Annotated in this window: 5 protein-coding genes; all 5 read right to left on the bottom strand. The window is 75.4% G+C overall.

The window, feature by feature from the left end; genetic code table 11:
* Positions 1-34: 34 nt before the first annotated feature.
* The gene (locus LL648_RS27920; RefSeq protein ID WP_232665726.1) at positions 35-16,777 is read right to left on the bottom strand and encodes a non-ribosomal peptide synthetase; all 16,743 of its coding nucleotides are present in this window, start codon (positions 16,775-16,777) and stop codon (positions 35-37) included.
* A gap of 102 nt (positions 16,778-16,879) precedes the next feature.
* Entirely contained in the window at positions 16,880-17,803 is a 924-nt protein-coding gene (locus tag LL648_RS27915; protein WP_232665725.1) for an SIP domain-containing protein, read from the bottom strand.
* Entirely contained in the window at positions 17,800-18,480 is a 681-nt protein-coding gene (locus tag LL648_RS27910) for an isochorismatase family protein (RefSeq protein ID WP_232665724.1), read from the bottom strand. Before LL648_RS27910 ends, LL648_RS27915 begins: the two co-directional genes overlap by 4 nt.
* A gap of 17 nt (positions 18,481-18,497) precedes the next feature.
* Positions 18,498-19,685, bottom strand: a complete 1,188-nt coding sequence (locus LL648_RS27905) for an isochorismate synthase (protein WP_232665723.1) — start codon at positions 19,683-19,685, stop codon at positions 18,498-18,500.
* On the bottom strand, positions 19,682-19,912 hold the full coding sequence (locus LL648_RS27900) for an MbtH family protein (RefSeq protein WP_232665722.1): 231 nt from the start codon (positions 19,910-19,912) through the stop codon (positions 19,682-19,684). Before LL648_RS27900 ends, LL648_RS27905 begins: the two co-directional genes overlap by 4 nt.
* Between the last annotated feature and the right edge of the window lies 1 nt (position 19,913).

Raw genomic sequence — 19,913 nt, 5'->3', positions numbered from 1 at the left:
GCGGTCCCTGCTCGTGTGGTCGCTGCTCGTGTGGTCACAGGTCCCACTCCGCTTCGATCTCGTCGAGCTCGCTCTGGTCGAGGTCCAGCAGCTCGGAGCGGGCCGCGCTGCGACCGCCGAACGGGCCGGTGGCGATCGCGGCCAGCGCCGCGACCCAGCGCGCGCCGAACGCCCGCGCTGTGGCCGCGGTGAGCACGTCGGTGTCGTAGGTGAACGCGGCCCTCAGCACCGGGCCGTCGAGCACGACGTTGACGTCGAGAACGCGCGGGAACACCGCGAACCCGTCGCTCGTCCCGCCGGGCAGCCCCGGCTCCGGCGCGGGCGCCCACTCGACCGGCTCGGGGGTGGCGGTCCGGCCGAAGTAGTTGAGCCCGACCTGCGGCTCCGGATGCTCCGCGAGCCGGCCCGCGCTGCGCAGCAGCCCGTACCCGATGCCGCGGTCGGGCAGCGCGGCCACCCGGTCGCGGACGTGCCGCACGGCATCGGCCGCGGCCTGCTCCGGCGTTGCCCCAGCAGCAGGCGCGCCGCCGCAACGCACCGGGTACACCGAGGTCAGCCACCCGACCGTGCGGGAGAGGTCGGCGCCGGGCACCACCTGCTCCTCGCGACCGTGCCCCTCGACGGCCACCAGGAACGGCTGCGGGCGTTCCAGCGCGACCCCGAGCGCCGCGAGCAGCACGTCGGTGACGCCGGCGCCGGACCGCTCCGGGACGACCGTCGTCAGGAGGGTGGTCATCTCGGCCGGCACCTCCACGACGTGCGTGGCCGGCGACTGCCCCCGGACCTGCGGGAACGGCGCCTCGACACCGTCGAGCGCCGCCTCCCACAGCGGCAGCTCGGCCGTGCGGTCCGCGGCCGCGAGCCCGCGGGCCCACCCGCGCAACGACATCGGCACCGGCGGCAGCTCGTGCCCCTCGACGGCCGCAACGAGATCGGGCAGCAGCACCGTCCACGAGACCGCGTCGACGACGAGGTGGTGCACGAGCAGCAGCAGCCGCCCCGGCCGGTCACCCGCGTCGAACCACACCGCCGCAACCATCCGGCCGGCGGCCGGGTCGAGCGTGCCTGCGGCCGAGTCGGCAGCGGCCGCGAGCAGCGGGCCCCACTCGCCCTCAGGCACGCCCCGCAGATCGACGCACTGCAGGTCGGGCGGGGTGCCGTCGGCCGGCACGTCGAGCATCCAGTCGCGCTCGACGAGCCGGGCCCGCAGCGCCGCGTGCCGGTCGTGCAGTGCAGCGAGTGCCGCAGCCAGCCGCTCCGGCGCGGTCCCGGCCGGCACGGTCAGGTACCTGGCCTGCGCGAACCGCCCGATCGGCCGCCGCTGCGCGCGCAGCAGCTGCATGATCGGCGAGGCCGGGACGCTGCCGAGCGCCGCTGCCGGCGCCTCCATCACCGCCGGCACGGCATGCTGCGCGGCAGCAGCGAGCCCGGCGACCGTGCGGTGCACGAAGACGTCACGGGGGCGCAGCGTCAGCCCGGCCGCACGTGCCCGCGCGACCAGGGTGATCGAGAGGATCGAGTCGCCGCCGAGCGCGAAGAAGTCGTCGTCGGGACCGGCCGGGCAGCTCAGCAGCTCCCCGACGATCCCGGCGAGCACCTCCTCGACGGCACCCGACGGGGCCCGCGATGGCACGGCTGCTTGCTCGGGCGCGGGCAGCGCGGCCTTGTCGAGCTTGCCGCTAGGGGTGAGCGGCAGCGCGTCGAGCACGACGACGTCGGACGGCACCAGGTAGCTCGGCAGCCGCTGTGCCGCGTGCGCGACCACCGCGGCCGGCTCCACGGCGCCAACGACGTACCCGACCAGCCGGTTCCCGGCCGCCACCACGACGGCAGCTGTGACGTCGGAGCAGCCCTGCAGCACGGCCGCGACCTCACCCGGCTCGACCCGGAACCCGCGGACCTTCACCTGCTCGTCGGCCCGGCCGAGGAACTCCAGCTCCCCTGCGCGGTTCCAGCGCACGACGTCGCCCGTGCGGTAGATCCGCCCGCCGGTGACCGGGTCGGCCACGAACCGCGCCGCCGTGAGGCCCGCCCGCCCGAGGTACCCGCGCGCCACCTGCTGGCCGCCGACATACAGCTCGCCCACGGCCCCGCGCGGCACCGGGCGCAGGCGCTCGTCGAGCACCACGGCCGACGTGCCGGGCAGCGGCCGCCCGATCGGCACCCGGTCGGCCGGCCCGTCCGGCGCGAACCAGCTCGTCGCGTAGACCGTCGCCTCCGTCGGCCCGTACGCGTTGCGCACCGGCACGCCGCCGAACCGTTCCCGCACGGCCGCCAGCAGCGCCGGCGGGAACGCCTCCCCCGCGAGCACGATCGCGGCCGGCTCGGCGGCCAGCCCGCCCTGCTCCGCGAGCCCGGCCAGGACACTCGGCACAGTACTGACCAGCGCTCCGGCCGGGTCGACAGTGCTGACCAGCGCCCCTGCCGGGTCGACGTCACCGGCGAGCGCCAGCGCGTCGGCCACCACCTCGACCGTCCCGCCGGTCGTGAGCGGCGCGAACAGCTCGAACACGGAGACGTCGAAGTTCAGCGACGTCGAGAGGATCACCCGCGCCAGCTCGCCCTCGGTGAACTCCGCACCCACCCAGGCGCAAAGCGCCGCGAGGTTGCGGTGCGACACCTCGACGCCCTTGGGCACGCCGGTCGAGCCGGACGTGTAGATCACGTACGCGCGGCCGTCCGGGTGCGGCGGGACCCGCACCGGGCTGCCGTCGAGGGACGCGAGCCGTGCGGCCGTCGCCGGCTCGTCGAGCACCACCGCCTCGACGTTCGGCAGCACAGAGCCTTCAACGGTCAGCACCAGCCGCGGCGAAGCGTCAGCGATCATGAACCGCAGCCGCTCGGCGGGGTAGCCGGGGTCGAGCGGCAGGTACGCGGCCCCGGCCTTGTGCACGGCGAGCACCGCCGCCACCATCTCCGCACCTCGCGGCACCGCCAGCCCGACGACGTCCTCGGCGCTGACGCCCCGCTCGATCAGCAGCCTGGCCAGCTGGTTCGCCGCCGCGTCGAGCTGGGCGTAGGTGAGCCGGGTCGGCCCGGCGACCACCGCGAGGGCGTGCGGGGTCGCCGCGACCCGCTCGGCGAACAGCTCGGTTGCGGTCGCAGTCGTGGTCGGGTCGAGGGCCGGTCGCGCGGCGGCGTCCATCAGCTCCCGCTCGGCGGGTGTGCGGACGTCGTGCGCGGAGATCGGCGCGTCCGGATCGGCGACGAGCAGCTCCAGCAGGTGGACGAACCGCGCCGCCAGCTCGTGCGCCGACTCCTCTTCGAAGAGGTCGGTTGCGGCGTTGACCGCGCCGTCGAGCCCGGCCGGGCCCTCACGCAGCGCCACCATCAGGTCGAACTTCGCGGTGCGGTCGTCGACCGGCTCCGGCGTGACGTCGAGCCCCACGAACTCCGGCACCTCGCCGGACGCCGCCTCGAACGTCACCATCGTCTGGAAGAGCGGGTGGCGGGCCAGCGTCCGCGCCGGGGCGAGCGCCTCGACCAGCCTGTCGAAGGGCACATCCTGGTGGTCGTACGCGGCGAGGTTGACCGCACGGACCCGCTCGACGACCTCGCGGAACGACGGGTCGCCACTCACGTCGGCGCGCAGCACCAGCGTGTTGACGAAGAACCCGACCAGCTCGTCGAGCGCCTCGTCGGCGCGGCCGGCGGCGGGCGCTCCGAGCGGGATGTCGGTGCCCGCACCGAGCCGGTGCAGCAGCACCGCTACCGCGGCCTGGCCGACCATGAAGCTGCTCGCCGCGCTCGACGTCGCCACCGCACGCAGGCGCTCGTGCACGCCGGCCTCGATCGTGAACGGCACGGTCACGCCGCGGTGCGACGGTTCGGCGGGCCGGGCGTGGTCGTACGGCAGCGCCAGCTCCTCCGGCAGCCCGGCGAGCTGGTCGCGCCAGTGCGCCAGCTGCCGCTCCTGCACGTCGGCGAGCCGCTGGTGCTGCCAGATCGTGTAGTCCGCGTACTGGACGGGCAGCGGTTCCCACTCGGGCGCAGCACCGCCGAGCCGCGCGCGGTAGGCCGTCGCGAGGTCGGTGAGCAGCGGCTGCGCCGACCACTCGTCGGCGGCAATGTGGTGCAACACGAGCACCACGAGGTGCTCCCGCTCGCTGATCCGGGCGACGCTCGCACGCAGCGGCGGCTCGTCATCCAGCGCAAACCGGTGCTGGACGGCCGCCGGCACGTCTTTATCGTCGATCATCCGCAAAATCGGCGCCGGATACCGCTCCAACACCCGCTGGTCCGGCGTCCCGTCGTGCTCGGGGAAGGCCGTGCGGAGGCTCTCGTGCCGGTCGGTGAGGTCGCCGAGGGCGGCTTCCAGCGCGTCGAGGTCGAGCGGGCCGCGCATGCGGGCGAGCAGCGGCACGTTGTACGTCGCGCCGCCGTCGAGCCGCTGCAGGAACCACAACCGCAGCTGAGCGGGCGAGAGGGGCACCCGCTCCGGTCGTGGGCCCGCGACCAGCGGCGACCGGCCGCCGTCCGCCTCGGTGAGCGCCCGCGCCAGCCCGGCGGCGGTCGGGTGCTCGAAGACGGCCCGGACCGACAGCTCGCGCCCGAGCGCGCGCCGCGTGCGGGAGACGACCCTGATCGCGAGCAGCGAGTGGCCGCCGAGCGCGAAGAAGTTGTCGTCGGGCCCGACGGCCGGCAGCCCGAGCGCCTCGGCGAGCACCCCGCAGAGCGCGTGCTCCCACGGCGTCGCCGGCGCGCGGCCCTGCGCGGCCACGAACTCCGGTTCCGGCAGCGCCTTGCGGTCGATCTTGCCGTTGGGCAGGAGCGGCAGGGCGTCGAGCGCGACGACGGCGGCCGGCACCATGTGCTCCGGCAGCCGCTGGGCCAGCGCGGACCGCACCGCGGCCGGGTCGACGGTCGCCGGTACGGCGTACCCGACGAGCCGCGAGCCGACCGGCCCGCCGCCGTGCACGGTGACGACGGCATCGGTGACGCCGGGCAGCGCGGCCATCGCGGCCTCGACCTCGCCCAGCTCCACCCGGAAGCCGCGGATCTTGACCTGGTCGTCGGCGCGGCCGACGAACTCCAGCTCGCCCGCCGACCAGCGCACGAGGTCGCCGGTGCGGTAGAGCCGCTCGCCCGAGCCGAACGGGTCGGCGACGAACCGCGCGGCGGTCAGGCCGGCGCGGTCGCGGTAGCCGCGGGCCAGCCCGGATCCGCCGATGTACAGCTCGCCGACCACCCCCGGCGGCACCATGCGCAGGCCGGCGTCCAACACGTGCACGGTGGTGCCCGGGTCGGGCACGCCGATCGGGGCGTACGCATCGATCCCGGCACGCAGCTGCCAGAGCGTCGAGTTCACGCTCGCCTCGGTCGGCCCGTAGGCGTTGAACGCGGTGTGCGCGGCGGCGAGCCGGCCCACCAGCTCCGGCCCGCACGCCTCGCCACCGACCACCGGCACCATCCCGTCCGGCAGGCTGTGCTCGTCGTGCAGCGCGGCCATCGCCGAAGGGGACAGGCCCATGTGCGTCAGCCGGTGCCTGCTGATCAGCTGGGCAAGCTCGTCGGGGGTCGGCCGCGGGCTCGGGCAGACGACCAGGCACTCGCCCTGCAGCAGCCCGATGACCAGCTGGAAGTAGAAGGTGTCGAAGCTGATCGAGGCGGTCAGCAGCTTCCGGCTGGCCGACGTCACCCGGAGCCGGCGGCGGGACGCCTCCAGCAGCCCCATCAGCCCGCGGTGCCCGACCGCAACACCCTTCGGCGTGCCGGTCGAGCCGGACGTGTAGATCACGTAGGCCGGGTTGTCGACGTGCGGCGGGCGCAGCGGCCCGTCGCCCCGCTCGTGCACGCCGACGACGGGCACGCGCACCCTCTCGGCGACGTCGGGGGTGCCGACCACCAGCAGCGGCCGCGCGTCGGTGATCATCAGGTCGAGCCTGTCGGCCGGGTACTCCGGGTCGAGCGGGAGGTACGCGCCGCCGGCCTTCAGCACGGCCAGCACCGCGACAACCATGTCGACCGAGCGCGGCAGCATGATCCCCACGACCGCCTCAGGCCCGACGCCGCGGTCGGCGAGATGGCGAGCCAACCCGTCGGCCCGCGCGTCCAGCTCGGCGAAGGTGACCTCCTCTTCGCCGCAGATCACCGTGCCCTTTGCACCGAACTCGGGCAGCCTGCGGGCGAACAGCTCCGGCAGGGTGGCGGCCTCCGGGATCGGCTCGCCGCGGCTCCAGGCGTCGAGCCGCTCCCGCTCCTCCAGGGTGAGCGCGTCGACGGAGTCGACCACGGTGTCCGGCTCCGCGGCGACGATCTCCAGCAGCGCACCGAGCCGCTCGGCGAGCGTCTCCGCCGTGCCGCGATCGAAGAGGTCGGCGTCGAAGTTGAGCGCCGCGCGCAGGCCGTCGTGGCCGGGTTCCTCGCGGAAGAGGAGGGAAAGGTCGAACTTCGAGCCGTCCAGCATGAGCGGGTGCGGCAGCGCGCTGAGCCCGCCGAAGTCGGGCGCCTGCAGCGGCGCCGGCTGGTACATCACGAAGTGCTGGAAGAGCGGGTGCCTGGCCAGTGAGCGCGCCGGGTTCAGCTCCTCGACCAGCCGCTCGAACGGCAGCTCCTGGTGCTCGTACGCGGCGAGCGCCGTCTCCCGGACCCGGCCGACGAGCTGCCGGAACGTCGGGCGGCCGCTGAGGTCGGCGCGCAGCACGAGCGAGTTGACGAAGAACCCGACCAGCTCGTCGACGGCGTGGTCGGTGCGCCCGGCGATCGGCGAGCCCAGCGGCACGTCGTCGCCCGCGCCGAGGCGCGAGAGCAAGGCGGCGACGGCGGCGTGCGCGACCATGAACGGGGTCGCGCCGCAGTCGCGCGCGAGCGCGTCGAGCCCGGCCCGCACCGGCGCCGGCACGTCGAAGTGGACCGTGCCACCCCGCCCGGACCGCACCTGCGGACGCTTGCGGTCGCGCGGTACGGGCAGCTCGTCGGGGATCCCGGCCAACGCCTCCGCCCAGAACCGCAGGTGATCGGCGCCCGCCCGCTCCAGCTCGCCGCGCTGCCACAGCGCGTGCTCGGCGTACTGCACCGGCAGCGGTGCCCACGCCGGCTCGGCGCCCTCGGCGCGAGCCCGGTATGCGGTCGCCAAATCGCGCAGCAGTGGCCCGAACGACCACTCGTCGGCGGCGATGTGGTGCACGACCAGCACGAGCACAGCGTCGTGCCCGTCGAACGTCAACCACGCCCTGATCGGCAGATCGGCCGCGAGGTCGAACACGTGCCCCAGCGGCTCGTGCACGGCCGCGTCCAGCTCGGTGGGTGCCACGGATCGCACGTCGAGGAACGGGCGGGTGCCGGCCGGGCGGATCACCTGGTGCGGCTCGCCGTCGGGGCCCTCGCCGACCACCGTGCGGAGGCTCTCGTGCCGGTCGACGACGTCGCAGAGCGCCGCGTACAGCGCCGGGACGTCGAGCCCGGCATCGAGCCGCAACGCGTACGGCACGTTGTAGGCGGTCGACGGACCGTCGAGCCGGTTGATGAACCACAGCCGCTGCTGCGCGTAGGAGAGCGGCAGGACGTCGGGCCGCTCGACCCGACGCACACCTGCGCGTGCCGCGGCGGCGCCGGCGACCCGCTCGGCGAGCCCGGCGACCGTCGGCGCCTCGAACAGCTCCGCGACCCCCACCTCGACGTCGAACTCGGTGCGCAACCGCGCGGTGAGCCGGGTGGCGAGCAGCGAGTGCCCACCCAGCTCGAAGAAGTTGTCCTCGACGCCCACCGGCGACGGCAGCCGCAGGACCTCGGCGAACAGCGCGGCGAGCCGCTCCTCGCGGGCGTCGCGCGGCGCCACCCGGGAGAGCGCACCCGCCCGGTCCGGTGCCGGCAGCGCGGCGCGGTCCAGCTTGCCGTTCGGGGTGAGCGGCAGCGCGGCGAGCACAACGACGAACGTCGGGATCATGTGTTCGGGCAGCTCACCGGCCAGCTCCGACCTGGTCGCGGCCGGCTCGACGGAGCCGGTCACGTACGCGACGAGCACCCCGTCGCGCTCGATCACGGCGGCCTGCCCGACGTCCGGCAGCGCGCGCAGCGCCGTCTCGACCTCACCGGGCTCCACCCGGAACCCGCGGATCTTGACCTGCTGGTCGGCGCGGCCGGCGAACTCCAGCGCGCCGTCATTCCGCCAGCGGGCCAGGTCGCCGGTGCGGTAGAGCCGCCCGCCGGCGTGCACCGGATCGGCGACGAACCGCTCGGCGGTCAGGCCGGGCCGGCCGCGGTAGCCACGGGCGAGCCCGCTGCCGCAGACGTACAGCTCGCCGACGGCGCCGTCGGGCACCGGGCGCAGCCGCGGGTCGAGCAGCAGCACGCCGGTGTCGGCGACGGGGGTCCCGATCGGCACGGTGGCGCCGGGCGCACCGTCGGCGCGCCATAGCGTGGCGTCGATCGTGGTCTCGGTGGGTCCGTAGGAGTTGAACATCGCTACGCGGCCCGCCCAGTGCCGCACCAGCTCGGGTGGGCACGCCTCACCGGCGACCACCAGCGACGTCTCGGGCGGCAGCGGGAGGTCGGACGGCAGCTCGGCCAATGCCGAGGGCGGCAACGTGAGGTGCGTGATCTTCTCGTCGAGCAGGAACCGCCCGAGCGGCGCACCCAGCCGCTGCTCCGGCGGCACCACCACCAGTTCCGCACCCGAGAGCAGCGCCATCGCGATCTCCCACACGGAGGTGTCGAAGCTGGAGGTGGCGAACTGCAGCACGCGGTGGCCGGTGCGCAGCCCGAACCCGTCGATCACGGTCGCGCCCAGCGCGGCCAGCCCGGAGTGGCTGACGACCACACTCTTGGGCGTGCCCGTCGAGCCGGAGGTGTAGATCAGGTAGGCCGCGTTGTCGGGGTGCGCGGCCGCGGGCAGCGACCCCTCGGCGAACGCGCCCTCCACCGCGAGGTGCGGCACGCCGGCCGGCGGCGCGGCGTCCCCCGCGGTCAGCGCCAGCACCGGCCGTGCGTCCGCACACATCATGGTGATGCGGGCCGCCGGGTAGGCCGGGTCGAGCGGGAGGTAGGCGGCGCCCGCCTTGTGCACGGCGAGCAGCGCGACGACCAGCGCCGCCGAGCGCGCCATCACGAGCGCTACGACGTCCTCGGTCCCGATCCCGCGCCTGACCAGCTCGGATGCGAGGCGGTTCGCGGCGGCGTCCAGCTCGGCGTAGGTGTAGCGGGTGTGCTCGTCGGCGACCGCCGGCGCGTCCGGGGTGGCGGCGACGTGCGCGGCCACCAGCTCGGGCAGGGTCGCGCGCGGCGGGCCGAGCGGTCCCGTCCCGCGGACGGACGCGGCGGCACGCTCGTCCTGCGGGCGGACGTCGATCGTGTCGACGGGTGTGGTCAGGTCGGCCGCCACCGCCTCCAGCACGGTCCGCAGCCGCGCGGCGAACGCCTCGGCCGTCGCGGTGTCGACGACGTCGGAGCGGTGCCGCAGCACCAGCCGCAGCGCAGAGCCGGTACCGGCGGTCGGCAGCGCGACCACCCCGAGCGGGTACGGCGAGGCGTCGCGCCCGCCGACGGGCCGCACGGCGATCCCGGACGTGCGTTCCATGCCGGCCAGCGCGGCCTCGTCGAGCGGGAAGTTCTCGTAGACGGCAAACGTGTCGAACAGCGCTGGCAGACCGGCGATCCGCTGCACGTCGGCGAGCCCGAGGTGCTGGTGGTCGAGCAGGGCGGCCTGCTCGTCCTGCAGCTTGCGCAGCGACTGCGCCACCGTGTCGCCGCGGCCGAACCGGACGTGCACCGGGATCGTGTTGATCAGCAGCCCGACGGCCCGCTCCACCGAGTCGACGCCGGCGTCGCGCCCCGCTGCGGTGGCGGCGAACACCGCGCTCTCCCGGCCGAGCTGGCGCGCGACGACCAGCCCCCAGGCCCATTGCAGCAGCGTGTTCGGGGTGACACCGGCAGCGCGTGCGGCGCCGAGCACCCGGCCGGCCAGCTCGCCGTCGACGCCGACGTCCAGCTGCTCGGGCAGCGGCCCGCGGGCGGGCGCCGACGGCAGCACCAGCGACGGCTCGTCGAGGCCCGCCAGCGATCGGGCCCACGCCTCGCGGGCGGCGGCGCGGTCGCGGGAGGCGAGCCAGCTGAGGTGCGCGGCCGCGGTGCGCGGCTCCCCCGCGCGCCGGGTCGGGTCCGCGTAGAGCGCAAGGAGCTCGTCCAGGAGCACCGGGATCGACCAGCCGTCGAGGATCAGGTGGTGGTGCGTGAGCACCAGCCGCGCCCGGCCCGGCCCGGTGCGGGCGACCAGCAGCCGCAGCAGCGGCGGCGTCGAGGGGTCGAACGGGCGGGCCCGCTCGGCGTCGGCGAGCACCGACAGCGCGGCCTCACCGGCTCCGGTGAGATCGCGTTCCGCCACCTCGACGGCACCGGCCGGATCGCCGACAACCTGCACGGGACGGCCGTCGCGCGCGCGGCGGAAGCCGGTGCGGAGGGTCTCGTGCCTCGCCGCCAGCAGCGCCGCGGCCCGGCGCAGCCGCTCGGTGTCGAGCGGGCGGTCGTCCGCCCAGCGCAGGTCGAGGAACCACTGGACGGTGTGGACGTCGTCGGCGCCGGCCTGCTCGGCGTGGAAGAGCAGGCCTTCCTGCAGCGGCGTCACGGGCCGCACGACGATCGCGTCGGGGAACTCGGCCGCGAGCTCCGGGAGCTGCGCGGCGGCCGCGTCGAGCACCGGCCGGGCACCCGGGGAGGCCTGCTCGGCGTGCGCGGCGAGCGACTCGACGGTGCGGTGCAGGAACACGTCACGCGGCGCGACCGGCAAGCCGGCCGCCGTTGCGGTCGCCGCCAGCGCGATCGCGACGATGCTGTCGCCGCCGAGGTCGAAGAAGCCGTCGTCGAGGCCGATCGGCGGCAGCGGCCGGTCCGGCGTGCCGAGCAGTTGCGCGAACAGCCCCGAGAGCACCGTCTCGGCCGGTGTGCGCGGCGGGCGGAACGTCGTGGCCTGCTCGAACCGCGGCGCGGGCAGCGCCTTGCGGTCGACCTTGCGGTTGGGCGTGAGCGGCAGCGCAGCGAGCCCGACGATGTGGGCGGGCACCATGTAGTCGGGCAGCCGCGCCGCCAGCGCGGCGCGCAGCGCAGCCGGCTCGCCGCCGACCACGTAGGCGACGAGGGCCCGCCGGCCCGGGACGTCCTCGCGGACGACGGCAACCGCGGCGTCGACGCCGGGCTGCGCGGCCAGCGCGGCCTCGATCTCACCCAGCTCGATCCGGAAGCCGCGCAGCTTGACCTGGTGGTCGGCCCTGCCGAGGAACTCCAGGCGCCCCGCGCGGCGCCGGACGCGGTCGCCCGTGCGGTACATCCGCGCTCCGGGCGGCCCGGACGGGTCGGCGACGAACCGCCCCGCGGTCAGCCCCGGCCGGTTCAGGTAGCCGCGGGCAAGCCCGGCCCCGCCGATGTACAGCTCGCCGGCCACCCCGGACGGCACCGGGCGCAGGTGTTCGTCCAGGACGTGCAGGCTCGTGTTCCAGAGCGGCTCACCGAGAGAGACCGCCGGGCCGGTGATCTCCCAGCTGCTCGACCAGATCGTCGTCTCGGTCGGCCCGTAGAGGTTGATCGCACCGGGGCCGCGGGCCGCGAGCGCGCTCGCCAGCTCCGGGGGCAGCGCCTCGCCGCCGACGAGCGCGCGCACCTCACCCGCGAACGAGCGGTCGTGCGCGACCAGCGCCGACCACAGCGTCGGGGTCGCCTGCAGCATCGTCACCCCGCGCTCGCGGGCAAGCCGGACCAGCGCGTGCGGATCGCCGACCTTGTCGGGCCCGGCCACGACCAGCCCCGAGCCGGCGAGCAGGGGCAGGAACAGCTCCAAACCCGCGATGTCGAAGCCGACCGTCGTGACGGCGAGCAGTACGTCGGCACGGCCCGGTTGCAGCTGCTCGGCCATCGAGAACAGGAAGTTCAGCAGGCCGCGGTGGGTGACGGCGACGCCCTTCGGCCGGCCCGTCGAGCCGGACGTGTAGATCACGTACGCGGTGGCGTCCGGATGGGATGGGACAGCGGCGAACGGCGGGGTCGCGGCGGGCAGGTCGTCGAGGAGGAGCCGCGGAAGGCCGCTCACATCGACGCCGGTCGCGGAGTCGGTCACCAGCAGCACGGGGGCGGCGTCGGCGAGCGTGTAGGCGAGCCGGTCGGCCGGGAAGTCGGGGTCGAGCGGCAGGTAGGCGGCGCCGCTGCGGTGCACGGCGACCATCGCGGCGACCAGGTCGACCGAACGCGGCAGCAGCAGCGCCACCACCCTGCCGGGGCCGGCGCCAGCAGCGGCCATGTGCGCGGCGAGCCGGTCGGCTCGCGTCGAGAACGCCGGGTGCGACAGCTCGACGTCGCCGCAGCGGACGCTCCCGCCCGAGACCGGGAGCCGCTGCGCGAGCAGCTCCGGCAGCATCGCGGCCGGCAGCGGCCGCTCGACGGCCGCACCGGCGTGTTCCCCGGGCAGGAGCAGGTCGACGGCGCTGATCCGCTGGTCGGGGTCGTGCGCGAGCGCGGCGAGAACCCTGCACAGCCGCTGCGCGAGCGACTCGACCGTGCCGTGGTCGAACAGGTCGGTCGCGTACTCGATCTCACCGAGCGTCTCGCCGGGTTGCTCGATCGTGCGGATCGTGAGGTCGAACTTGGCCGTCCCGATGTCGAGCAGCTCGACCCCGGTCACCAAACCCTGCGGCGGCGCCGGCCGGTGCTGGTGGGTGATCATCACCTGGAACAGCGGGTGTCGCGCGAGCGAGCGGTCGAGGGCCACGGCGTCGACGACGGCCTCGAACGGCGCGGCCGCGTGGTCGTACGCGGCGAGGTCGGTGGCGCGGATCCTGGCGAGCAGCTCGCGGAACGTCGGGTCGCCGGCGGTGTCGGTGCGCAGCACCAGCGAGTTCAGGAACATCCCGACCAGCTCGGCCGCCGACTCGTCGCCACGGGCCGCGATAGGCGTGCCGAGCGGGATGTCGGTGCCCGCGCCCATGCGCGTGAGCAGCGCCGCGACCGCCGCCTGCAGCAGCATGAACCCGGTGACGCCCTCGGTACGGGCGAGCGCGGTCAGCGCATCGGCGTCGTCCACCGCGAACGGGACGACCCGGCCGGCGTGGCTCTCCACCGGCGGGCGCGGCCGGTCGGCCGGCAGCTCCAGCTCGGCGGGCAGGCCGTCCAGCTGCCGGCGCCAGTAGCCGAGCTGGCGGGCCAGCTCGGAGTCCGGGTCGTCGGCATTGCCGAGCGCGGCACGCTGCCACGCGGCGACGTCGGCGTACTGGACGGGCAGCGGCTTCCACTCCGGCGCCCGGCCCTCCACGGCGGCGCGGTAGGCCGTGAGCAGGTCGGCGACGAGGTTCGTGGTGCTCCACTCGTCGCCGGCGACGTGGTGCACGGCGATCAACAGCACGTGGTGCTCGGGCGCGTCGCTGAACAGCTCGGCCCGGAACAGATCGGCGCGGAACAGCTCGGCGCGGAACAGCTCGGCCCGGACCGGCAGGTCGACGGCCAGGTCGAACGGCACCCGCGCCGCCTGCCGCAGCCGGTCGGGCAGCTCGCCGGGCGCCACGTCGTGCATCGGGATGCCGAGCGCGGCGACCGCGGGTGCGTCGGCGTCGAGCACACGCTGCCACGGCACGCCGGACACCGCCGGCAGCAGCGTGCGCAGGCTCTCGTGCCGCTCGACGACCGCGCGCAACGCGACCCGCAGCGCGTCGACGTCCAGCTCGCCGGTGAGCGTGACCGCGAGCGGGATCGTGTACGTCGGGCTCGGGCCCTCGATGCGGTGCAGCGACCACAGCCGCTGCTGCGCGAACGAGAGCGCGGGTCGGGCGCCGCGCGCGCCCGGGGCCGGCCGGGTGGCCGGCGTGCCGCGGGTGCCGTCGAGCAGACCGGCGAGGCCCGCGACCGTCGGCGCCTCGAACACCGCGCCGACCTCGAGCGTCACGCCGAAGGTCGCTCGGATCCGGCCGAGCAGGCGCAACGCGAGCAGCGAGTGGCCACCGAGGGTGAAGAAGTTGGCGTTGCGTCCGACCGACGGCACGCCGATGACGTCGGCGAAGAGTCCGGCGAGCAGCTCCTCGCGCACGCCGACGGGCACGTCGATGCCCGTCCCGATCTCGGTGGGCTCGATCAGGGCGAGCGCCTTGCGGTCGAGCTTGCCGTTCGGGGTCTGGGGCAGCACGTCGAGCACGACCAGCGCGGAGGGCACCATGTGCTCGGGGAGCCGCGCCGCCAGCTCGGCCCGCACGGCGGCCGGGTCGACGTCGCCGGTGACGTACCCGACCAGCCGGTTCGCGCCCGCGATCACCGCGGCCTGCGTGACGCCGGGCAGCGCCCGCAGCGCCGCCTCGACCTCACCCAGCTCGATCCGGAACCCGCGGATCTTCACCTGGTCGTCGCCGCGGCCGAGGTAGTGCAGCGTGCCGTCGACATCGCGCCGGACGAGGTCGCCCGTGCGGTACATGCGCGAGCCGGGCGGGCCGAACGGGTCGGGCAGGAACCTCGTGCCGGTGAGCGCCGCCCGGCCGTGGTAGCCGCGGGCCACACCGGGGCCGCTCAGGTACAGCTCGCCGAGCACGCCGTCGGGCGCCGGGCGGAGGCAGTGGTCCAGCACGTACGCGCGGGTGTCGCCGATGGCGTGCCCGATCGGTGGGCGGTCCTCGCCGCCGCTGCCGGCCCGCCACGCCGTCGCGTAGACGGTCTCCTCGGTGGGGCCGTAGATGTTGAGCACCTCGGCGTCGGACCGGCCTGCCAGCAGGGCCGCAACGAGGTCGCCGGGCAGCGCCTCACCGCAGAGCGCGAACGTGCCCGCCGCCGGGACCGTCCCGCTGCGTTCGAGCAGCGCGGCGAGCACCGAAGGGACGGCGCTGACCAGCGTGCCCGTCCAATCCGTGCTCGCCAGCGCGAGCGCGTCGTCGACGACGTCGAGGCAGCCGCCGCAGGCCAGCGGCGCGAACAGCTCGAACACCGAGACGTCGAAGCTGAGCGATGTCGAGAAGAGGGTCCGGTGCAAGCGCTGCGGGCCCAGCTCGGCGACCGCCCACTCGACGAGCGCGGCCGCGTTGTCGTGGGTGAGGACCACACCCTTCGGCAGGCCGGTCGAGCCCGACGTGTAGATCACGTAGGCCGCGCCGGCGCCGGCCGGGCGCCGCAGCTCGACACCCTCGGCCTCGCCGAGGTCGGTGTCCGGCTGCCAGGCCAACGCTCCGTCGATCCCCTGCGTGTCGGGGCCGGTCAGCACCAGGTCGACGCCGGCGTCGTCGAGGATGAACGCCCGTCGCTCCGCGGGGTAGGCGGGGTCGAGCGGGAGGTAGGCGGCGCCGGCGCGCAGCACGGCGAGCACCGCGACCACCAGCTCCGCGGTGCGCGGCATCGCCACCGCAACCGTGTGCTCGGGGCCCGCGCCGAGGTCGGTGAGCACGCGGGCGGCCCGCTCGACGCGGGCGCCCAGCTCCGCATAGGTGAGCGTCTCGTCGCCGCAGCGGACGGCGGGCGCGTCCGGCGTGCTGGCGGCCTGCGCGGCGAGGAACTCCGAGAGCCGTGGGCGGTCCGGCGGGATGCTCCAGGAGGCGGTGGCGGCGAGGTCCGCCAGGCGCGCGGGCGGCAACCGGTCGAGCCGCCCGACGGGCCGGTCGGGCCGCTGCACGAACGCCTCCAGCATCCGGCGCACACCGGTGACGTGCCCGGCGACCTCGTCGGCGGTGTGCGCGTCGGCGTTGCCGTCGACCAGCAACGCAAGGCCGCCGTCGTGCGGGTGCAGCGTGAAGGTGACGTCCTCGACGGGGCCGGCGGCGAGGTACTGGACGGTGCCCGTGACGTCGCCGAGGTCGAGCACGTCGGCGAACGGCTTGAGGTTGACCCACGGGCCCGGTGCGACGCCCAGGTCGCGGCGGATCTGCTCAGCGGGGTGCCGATGGTGCTTGCGGCTGCGGGCCAGCATCTGCCGCGCCTCGGCGACGAGCCGCTGCGGCGTCGCCCAGCCGTCGACGTGCAGGCGCGCCGGCGCGACCGTCACCGCGACGGTCGGAACGCGCAGCGCAGCCGTGCCCATCCGGTTCATGGTCGGCAGGCCGAGCACGAGGTCCTGCTGGCCGGTGACCCGCCAGACGTGCGCGGCGACGGCGGCGAGCGCGGCGTCGGCCCAGCTGCCGCCGAGCCCGTCGAGATCACCCTCGAACCGCTCGACGTGCCGGAACGCCGCCGTCGCGGTGTGCCCCCTGCCCTCGCCGAGCCGCACCGGGTCGTCGACGCCTTCCAGCTCGGAGCGCCAGAACTCCCGATCGGCCACGAACTTCGTGGAGCCGAGGTAGGCCAGCTCGTCGGCGACGGCGTCCCGGACGGGCCGGAACGGCGAGGGCGGGACCGCAGAGCCATCGACAGCGGGGCCGTCGACCGCGGCCCGGTAGCGCTGCGCGACCCGACGGCCGATCATCGAGAACGCGTAGGCATCGAGCACCGTGTGGTGCGCCCGCTGGAACCACAGGTGCCGCTCGGCGCCGAGCACGAACAGCACCTCGGCCACCAGCCCGCCCTGCGCCGGGTCGAGCGGGACGGCCACGTCGGCGCGCATGTGCGTGAGCGCGGCGGCGAGCGGATCGGCAGCGTTCGTGAGGTCGACGACCTGCGGCACCGGCCGCAACGTCGGGTCGAGCACCTGCACCACGCCGTCGGGCGTCGACTCGAACCGCACGCCGAGCGCGTCGGTCTCGGCGATCGTCAGCTCCAGCGCGGCGAGGAACGCGAGCCGATCCAGCGGACCGTCGAGCTGGACGTACTCCGCGGTGTTGAAGATCGCGTTGGCCGGCTCGCGCTGCTGCGCGAACCAGACACCGGCCTGCGCCGACGTCGCCGGCAACCTCTCGGGCATGGGAACTCGACTCCTGGACGTGCGGCGAGGCGGGACGGGCCGGCGCGACGGTTGCCGGTCGTGGGTGGCTGCGGCGAGGGCAGGAAAGCCACTTTCCGGCCCTCACAGGGCCTGAAAGTGGCTTTCCTGCCCTTCCCCGGGACCGTCGGGACCGTTGGCGCCGTCGGTGCGGTAGGTCTCCGTGACGCAGCGGGCGGCGGGCAGCGCCGCCTGCCACTTCGCGGTGAAGGTCGCGGCGCCGGCCACCCAGGCGACGTCGGCCGTCGGTAGCGCCGCGGGCGGGATCGCAGCGCCGTTGTTGCGGTGCAGCCAGTGCACGCGCAGGTCGGCGGGGGTGGCCAGGTCGCGTTCCTCCGCGGCGTCGGGCACCTCGACCACGGCGTCGACCCGGGTGCCGGCGGCGAGCGCTTCGAGGCGGTGCGCGAGCGCCGGCAGGCCGGTCTCGTCGACGGCGACCAGCAGCTGCGCAGCGGCCGGGACGGCGGCCGCCGGGTGCGGCCCGCCGACGCGCACCTGCGTGCCCGGCCGCGCCCGCCCGGCCCAGCGCCCGCCGGGGCCGGCGTCGTGCACCACCATCTCGACGTCCAGCTCGGCGGGCTCCGCGCAGTACCGCGCGGCGTACCGGCGCGGCTGCTCGTCGCCGCCGATCCCGTCCTCCGCCGGCAGCAGCAGCGTCACCGAGCCGCCCGGTTCGGCGGCCGCGAACGCGTCCACCCGGCCGCCGCCGAACGTCACCCGCACCGTGCGCGGGGTCAGCTCCTCCACCCTGCGCACGGTCAGCAGCACCGGCTCCGGCTTCGCCCGCGCGGCGAGCACCCGCTCCCAGTTCTCCACGGTCGGGCACTCGGCGAGGCTCTCGAAGTCGATCTCGATGCCCTGGTCGCGCCACCGCTGCACCAGCGTCATGAGCCGGATCGAGTCGAGGCCGAGGTCGAGCAGGTCGGCGCCGTCGGTGATCTCGGACGGCGCGGCATCCAGCAGCTCCGCGATCGAGGCGCGCAGCTCGCCACCGCTCGGCGCCGTCATCTGGCGGGCTCCGCGACCGAGCCGACCGCGGCCAGCACCTGGTCGACGGTCGTGACCACCCCGCAGCGGCGGGCAACGTAGTCGATCGCGTGCTCGTGGTCGGCGCGGGTGAAGTCGGCGACGGCGTCACCCACGAGGAACGGCTGCACATCGCGCATGAACGCCTCGACGGCCGTCGTGAGGCAGCCGATCGAGGCGTAGACGCCGGTGATCACCAGCTGGTCCCGGCCCCACCCGGCGAGCCGTTCGGCCAGGTCGGAGCGCTGGAACGCGCTGTAGCGCCACTTCTGCAGCAGCACGTCGTCCGGGCCGGGCTCGACCTCCGGCGCGATCAGCTCCAGCTCGGGCCGCGAACCGCTCACCGCGCCGATGCCCTCGCCCCACATGTCGGTGAGCAGCCCGCGCTGCTCGGGCGTCTGGTGCGCGGGCTGCGCGGTGTACACGACCGGTATGCCGGCTGCGCGGCACCGCGCGGCCAGGTCGGCGATCCCGGCCAGCACGCCGGGCAGCGGCGAGTCGCCGTCGCCGTAGGGCGCCAGGAAGTAGCGCTGCATGTCGTGCACGAGCAGCGCCGCGCGGTGCGGTTGCAGCGCCCAGCCCACCCGGCTCGGCGGGTACTCCGACGGTGTGGGCGGCCGGTAGGCCGGGACAGTGGGCAACGCCTTGCGTTGTGACATCTGTTCCCCCGAACTGATCAAGGCTCGGCGCGCACGTCCAGTGCGGCCAGCAGGGTGCGGAACTTCGCCCGGCTCTCGGCCAGCTCCACGGACGGGACGGATCCGGCGACCACGCCCCCGCCCGCGAACAGCCGGACCGTCGCGCCGACGACCTCGGCGCAGCGCAGCACGACGGCCCACTCGCCGTCGCCGCTGCGGTCGCACCAGCCGACGACGCCGGTGTAGTGGTCGCGGTCGAAGCCCTCGACCTCGCGGATCGCCTCCAGCGCCGCCGCACGCGGCATGCCACCGACGGCCGGGGTCGGGTGCAGCGCCTGCGCCAGCGCGACCGACGAGGTGGTCGGGTCGCGCAAGGTGGCGACGATCCGGGTGGACAGGTGCCACAGCGCCGGCGTGCGGATGAGCAACGGCTCGTCGGGAACGTGCAGCTCGGTGCAGTACGGCCGCAGCGCGCGGCGCACCTCGTCGACGACGATCGTGTGCTCGTGGCGGTCCTTCGCCGAGCGGGCCAGCGCCGTGCCGACCGCGCGGTCCGCGGTGGGGTCGAGCGCCCGGCGGGCGGTGCCGGCCAGCGGGTTCACGGTGACCGTTCGGCCCGATCGCGCGACCAGCAGCTCGGGGCTCGCACCGACGAGCGTGCGTGGAGCCGAGTCCTCGGGCCGGGTGACGTCGACCGCGAAGATGTGCCCACGCGGGTTGCCGGCGGCGAGCCTTCGCAGCAGGGCCGCCGCGTCGACCGGCCCCGGCGCGGTGATCTCCAGCGACCGCGCGAGCACCACCTTCTCCAGATCTCCCGCGGCGATGCCGTCCAGCACGGCCTGCACGCCGGCCTCGAACCGCTCCGGCTCCGGGCGACTGCGAACGTCCCACTCGCCACCGGCCGTCACCGGCGGCAGCGGGCGCCCGGGCTCCGCCCGGACCGGACCGGCCCGGTGCACCGAGCGCGGGACGACCAGCCGGGCGGGCGTCTGCGGCGCGAACCCGAAGACGCCCAGCAGCACGGCGTCCCCGTCCCCGTCCGCGGGTGCCGACTCCAGCGCGGCGCCGGCCGCGGCGGCCCAGGAAGCCGGCGCCGGTCCGTCGAGCCGGCTCACCACACCCTCGCCCAGCAGGCTGCGGTGGCGCGACGAGAAGAACGCTGCACCTTCCGCGTAGCGGGCGAGCAGCTCGTCGACGGTCGCCGCGGCAGCTGCGGTGAAGGTCATCGACGCGCGGCCGCGTCGCGCTCCATGTGCTCGACCAGGCTTCGCGGCCGCATGTCCGTCCAGCTCGCCTCGATGTGCTCCAGCGCCGCCTGCCGGCTCCCCGGCCCGTGCGCAACCGTCCAGCCAGCGGGAACATCGGCGAACGTCGGCCAAAGCGAGTACTGGCCTTCGTCGTTGATCAGGGCGTAGAACTCGCCGTTGTCGTCGTCGAAGGGATTGGTCGACACG

The sequence above is a fragment of the Pseudonocardia sp. TRM90224 genome, assembly GCF_021245725.1.
Classification (GTDB): Bacteria; Actinomycetota; Actinomycetes; order Mycobacteriales; family Pseudonocardiaceae; genus Pseudonocardia.
The sequence above is the reverse complement of the archived record's forward strand: the minus strand, read 5'-3'. Positions and strand labels throughout refer to the sequence as shown.

Coding starts and splice junctions, on each gene's coding strand:
- LL648_RS27920 (WP_232665726.1), bottom strand. CDS start 16,777: ATGCCCGAGAGGTTGCCGGCGACGTCGGCGCAGGCCGGTGTCTGGTTC.
- LL648_RS27915 (WP_232665725.1), bottom strand. CDS start 17,803: ATGACGGCGCCGAGCGGTGGCGAGCTGCGCGCCTCGATCGCGGAGCTG.
- LL648_RS27910 (WP_232665724.1), bottom strand. CDS start 18,480: ATGTCACAACGCAAGGCGTTGCCCACTGTCCCGGCCTACCGGCCGCCC.
- LL648_RS27905 (WP_232665723.1), bottom strand. CDS start 19,685: ATGACCTTCACCGCAGCTGCCGCGGCGACCGTCGACGAGCTGCTCGCC.